Origin of the sequence: Chitinophaga sp., from assembly GCF_035564935.1 — a bacterium.
Lineage (GTDB): Bacteria > Bacteroidota > Bacteroidia > Chitinophagales > Chitinophagaceae > Chitinophaga.
On the sequence record NZ_DATMTE010000512.1, the window covers coordinates 1 to 4,942 of the forward strand.

The 4,942-nt window shown below is 45.5% G+C and carries 5 protein-coding genes; 4 read left to right on the forward strand and 1 reads right to left on the reverse strand.

Going from position 1 to position 4,942, the window contains the following annotated elements:
• Positions 1-340 (forward strand): START-like domain-containing protein (locus VN105_RS13050; protein ID WP_325641533.1); only part of this gene is annotated, 340 nt, incomplete at its 5' end.
• On the opposite strand, the gene VN105_RS13055 is transcribed toward VN105_RS13050, so the two are convergent.
• Positions 337-948 (reverse strand): hypothetical protein, encoded by a 612-nt coding sequence (locus VN105_RS13055; RefSeq protein WP_325641535.1) that lies wholly within the window; start codon positions 946-948, stop codon positions 337-339. The two genes, VN105_RS13050 and VN105_RS13055, sit on opposite strands and share 4 nt — an antisense overlap.
• A 131-nt stretch (positions 949-1,079) precedes the next feature.
• Between VN105_RS13055 and VN105_RS13060 the strand changes: the two genes are divergently transcribed.
• From VN105_RS13060 to VN105_RS13070, 3 genes are all read left to right on the forward strand, one after another.
• Complete coding sequence (locus VN105_RS13060) at positions 1,080-2,525, forward strand: LptF/LptG family permease (RefSeq protein WP_325641537.1); 1,446 nt, start codon at positions 1,080-1,082, stop codon at positions 2,523-2,525.
• 33 nt (positions 2,526-2,558) lie between these two features.
• On the forward strand, positions 2,559-3,233 hold the full coding sequence (locus VN105_RS13065; protein ID WP_325641539.1) for a phosphatase PAP2 family protein: 675 nt from the start codon (positions 2,559-2,561) through the stop codon (positions 3,231-3,233).
• 62 nt (positions 3,234-3,295) lie between these two features.
• Positions 3,296-4,918: a glycosyltransferase family 39 protein gene (locus VN105_RS13070; protein ID WP_325641541.1), complete on the forward strand. Its 1,623-nt coding sequence runs from the start codon at positions 3,296-3,298 to the stop codon at positions 4,916-4,918.
• Positions 4,919-4,942 lie beyond the last annotated feature (24 nt).

Here is a 4,942-nt window from a genome sequence, read left to right on the forward strand (position 1 = left end):
GTGCTCACCCGGTATCCTGTATGAATTTTTATCGACCCCTGCTGGTTTACAGGAGTGGTTTGCCGATAGGGTTGATTTCAGGGATAATGTTTTCTCCTTTTCATGGAACGGTACGGCTGAAGAAGCGGAAGTACTGGAACAGGAGGAAGATGAGTATATCCGGCTGCACTGGACGCATGCTCCCAAAGACGAATATTTTGAGTTCCGCATACAAATTTCTGAAGTAACGAATGAAACTATCCTGGTAGTAAAAGATTTCGCAGAGAAGAAAGAAGTGAAGGACCAAAGTCAGCTCTGGGAATACCAGGTGAAAGACCTTTTCCACCGCATAGGCAGTTAAGCTTTATTTTCAAGAATATTGAGTAGCGTAGCATAGGCTTCCACTACCTCAGTTATGATTTTTCCCCAATGACCGATCACGAAAGGTTTAGCTATTTTAACAAAATCGTTCTGGCTGATCAGCGTTTTCCACTCATTTAAATCCAGGGTATCTATGAAACGATAGTTTCCATTTTCAAAGTCATGCTCCCAGGGATCTTCCTGTACATACACCTGAAATCCGGCAGCCGCCAGCTTTGTGTAACTGTTTTCCAGTGCAGCATTGTAATGTTGCTTTACATTACCTCCCAGGTGCAGGGTGGCGCTGAAGTAATGTCCCCACCAGAACATGGTGCGGAAAGCAAAAACCCCTGTTTTACTGAAGTAACGCGGATAGTCCAGCATTACCCAGGGTAACCCTTTGTATTGCTCACCTTTGGATATTTTACCTCCCTGCAGCAGCCATTCCGGTTTAAAGGGGAACCCACTGTTACGGTCGTACGCTGCCAGGGCTTCCTGCAGCTTTCCCATCAACCCCATTACCTTCTCTATTGCGCTGTTTTTCAGGAGAATAAAATGCGTACTTTCTATAACGGCTGCTTCTTCCGGCGTTAATTCAAAACTTTTCATATAAATTTTAACGGTATTTTCAGGTTCTCCTTAACACTCCTTTGTGAAATCGTGCTAACTTTACCATTTAGGAGTATCCTGACCAGTAGATACGAAGATCGGGATTCCATTTTTTTAATACCGCATTATCAGTGAAAAAACTCGACAAGCTAATTATAAAAACCTTTCTGGGTCCCTTTGTAGCCACTTTCTTTGTTACCTTATTTGTACTGGTAATGCAGTTCCTCTGGAAGTATGTGGACGACCTGGTGGGTAAAGGCCTGGATACGGGTGTGATCATCCAGCTTATCGCCTATACCAGCGCCACGCTGGTAACACTGGCCCTGCCGCTGGCGGTATTATTGTCGTCTATCATGACCTTTGGTAACCTGGGAGAGAGTTTTGAGCTGGTAGCATTAAAATCTTCCGGTATTTCCCTCTTACGTTTTATACGTCCGCTGCTGGTAGTATGTTCCATTATTGCTTTCCTGGCCTTCCTGTTTGCCAACTATGTGATCCCCGTGGCCAACCTGCAGGCCAAATCGCTGCTTTATGACATTACCAATTCCAAACCAGCCTTTAATATTAAGGCAGGCGTATTTTATAAAGATATTCCCGGCTATACCATCAAGGTAGCGCAGAAGGACAAAGATAACCAGACCATTCACCAGGTGATGATCTTCGATCACCAGAGTGGCGGAGGCGACCGGATCATCCTGGCTGAAAAGGGACAAATGGTACTTACCGCCAATAAACGCTTTCTGTATTTTATCCTGGACAACGGGTGGAGATATGAGGAGCGGAACAACCGCGGCTACACGGTTCCCGGCGACATGATAAGGCTTGGTTTTAAAAAATACAGCAAGGCGTTTGACCTCAGTTCATTTGCCTTCAACCGCCTGAATATGGACCTTTTTGCATCCAACCAGCAGATGCTGAATGTAAGGCAACTGGATGTAGCTATAGATTCCCTGCAGAAAGTGGAGAACCAGTTCAGCAAAACGGTCAATTCGTATGTAACGGTACGTTATCCCTTCTTCAAATGGAAAGATTCTGCCTGGGCAGCCAGCGCGCCACCGGTGAAAGTGAAGGATTTTGAAGACATTGTACCCGAAAAAAGCCGCCGTAATGTGCTGGACAGGGCAGAGCAGAATGTGCGTGAAACCCAGAGCGCCCTTGAACAGCCTACCCAGGAGTTTGAAGATAAGCATAGCGTTATCCTGATGCACAAAGTGGAATGGCAGCGCAAATTTACCCTTGCTGCGGCCTGTATCGTTATGTTCCTGATAGGCGCCCCGCTGGGATCTATTATCAGGAAAGGCGGATTGGGTACGCCACTGGTGTTTGCCGTGATCTTTTTCGTGATTTTTAACGTATTTTTCATGATCGGTGAAAAGATGGCCAGAAGCGGCGTGATGTTCACCTGGTCGGGGATGTGGCTATCAAATATGGTATTACTCCCCATTGCAGGTTTCCTTATTGTTAAGGCTATGAATGATTCACAGCTTTTTAATAAAGAATACTATTTTCGCGTTATTCAACAAATAAAAAAGTTCTTATATAGATTTAGAAAGAAAGAAGTTCTTAAAGAGATTTAAGACTAAGCAACCTACAATTTAAAACCTACAGAATTGAAAACGCTGTTTACACTGTTCAGAAAGAACTCCTGGTTCTTCCTGCCCTTCCTGCTATGGCTAATAGTAGGCGGAGTAATGCTAACAACCTACAGTCAGCGGGACCTGTTTCTCAGTATTAACGGGGAACATTCCGACTGGGGGGATGTAATTGTTACCGGGTTAACCTACCTCGGTGATGGTATTATGTTTGGAATAGTGCTGTTCCTGATGCTGATTACCCAGCGGTTCAGGCTATTCTTTATCGGGTTGGCTGTGCTGCTGCTGGTCACTATTATAGTGCAGGTGGCCAAACATTATTATAATGCGCCGCGGCCTATCTCCTTTTTTGGCGATGAAACGGCCACGCTGGTGCATACCGTAAAATGGGTAAATGTGCACAGCAGCTGCAGTTTTCCTTCCGGTCACTCTGCAGCAGCCTTCGGTATGTTCAGCTTCCTGGCTGTTATAGGGCGCAATAAAAAGCTGGGATTATTGTTATTAGTAATGGCGCTTTGCGCCGGCTATTCCCGCATTTACCTGGCGCAGCATTTTTTTGCGGATGTATATGTGGGTAGTATTGTAGGTACCCTGAGTACTGTTATTGTATATGGACTTTTTAAATTCCGGGATACCACGTCGTCTCCGGAAGTATGTGCAGAGGCGCTGTTACAGGCCAATGCCACAACATAGCAAGGTATAGGACGAACGGCTGGTAAGTGGCCGTTCGTCATCCAATTTTTTAAATACTTTCAATGAAATACCTATTGATTGCCCTGGTGGCCGCTTTACTATTTATACCTTTTTTGGGGGCTGTACATTTATTTGACTGGGATGAGATCAACTTCGCAGAAGCAGCCCGGGAAATGATAGTAAGCCACAACTACAGCCAGGTGCAGATCGATTTCCGTCCTTTCTGGGAAAAACCACCCTTATTTATATGGATGCAGGCAGCCAGCATGCACCTTTTCGGGATCAATGATTTTGCCGCCCGTTTTCCCAATGCCATCATCGGTATTGCCACTTTGATCAGTTTATTTGCTATTGGTAAAAAAACAGTGGATGAAAGATTTGGTTTCTGGTGGGCCCTGGTATATGCCGGTTCCTGGTTACCGCATTTCTATTTTAAATCCGGTATTATTGATCCCACTTTCAATTTTTTTATTTTCCTGGCTATCTACTTTGCCTATCGTATCGGGTATAACAGCAAACCCTTCCGCATGGCCATTCTCAGCGGCTTATTCCTGGGGTTGGCGGTGTTAACCAAAGGACCGGTAGCTATATTGGTAGCTTTGCTGTGCCTGCTGGTGTACTGGATCTGGAACAAAGGAAAGATCAGTATCCGGTTTTCCCATATAGGATTAATTGCCCTGTTTGCCTGCATTACCACCCTGCTGTGGTTCGGGTATGAAATTATTGCGCATGGCTGGTGGTTTGTAAATGAGTTTGTGGCTTACCAGATACGCCTGCTCACCACAGAGGATGCGGGTCATGGCGGTCCGTTCTTTTATCACTGGATTGTGCTGCTGATAGGTTGCTTCCCGGCAAGCACCTTTCTTTTTACTTATCTGCAGAGCAGGAAAAAGACGATTTACTCCACTCCTGCTGCCATCGAGTTAAAAGATTTCAAAGTGTGGATGTGGGTACTATTCTGGGTGGTGCTGATCCTTTTTTCCATTGTAAAAACCAAGATTGTACATTATTCCTCGCTCTGCTATTTCCCTTTGTCGTTCCTGGCGGCCTGGCAGGTATACCTGCTTTCCGAAGGCAAGCAACGGTTACGCGGCTGGAATACCGCACTGATACTTTTCATTGGGATAGTACTGGGAATTGCGATTGCCGCATTGCCATTGGTAGGCGTTTACAAAAATATGCTGATCCCTTACATCGGCGATAAATTTGCCGTAGCCAACCTGCAGGCCGATGTGCCCTGGTCTGTACTGGAAGCGGGATATGGGGTAGGCTATATCATACTGGTGATAGTGAGCAGCGTGCTGCTAATGCGCAAACAGATCAGTAAAGGGCTGTTGTGTTTGTTTGTCAGTACCATATTGGTGATACAGGTAACGGTGGTACACTTTGTACCCAAAGTAGAGGCTTATTCACAGCGGGCTGCGATCGATTACTTTATTTCCCTGCAAGGGAAAGACGTATATGTGAAAGCGTTAGCCTATCATAGTTATGCACAGCATTACTATTCGAGGGAACAACCACATGCCAATAAGAACTATTATAATGAAGACTGGCTGCTGAACGGGCAAATAGACAAACCTGCCTATTTCATTTGCCGTATCACAGACAGTGAGCCTTACCGGCATCATCCCAACCTGGAAGTGATCGGCGAAAAGAACGGGTTTGTGTTCCTGAAGCGGAAATAATCGCGCGAATTTTGTCTGACTCAG

Bases quoted from the DNA above. Each gene is read 5' to 3' on its own strand.
- VN105_RS13070 (WP_325641541.1), top strand. From the start codon at position 3,296: ATGAAATACCTATTGATTGCCCTGGTGGCCGCTTTACTATTTATACCT.
- VN105_RS13055 (WP_325641535.1), bottom strand. From the start codon at position 948: ATGAAAAGTTTTGAATTAACGCCGGAAGAAGCAGCCGTTATAGAAAGT.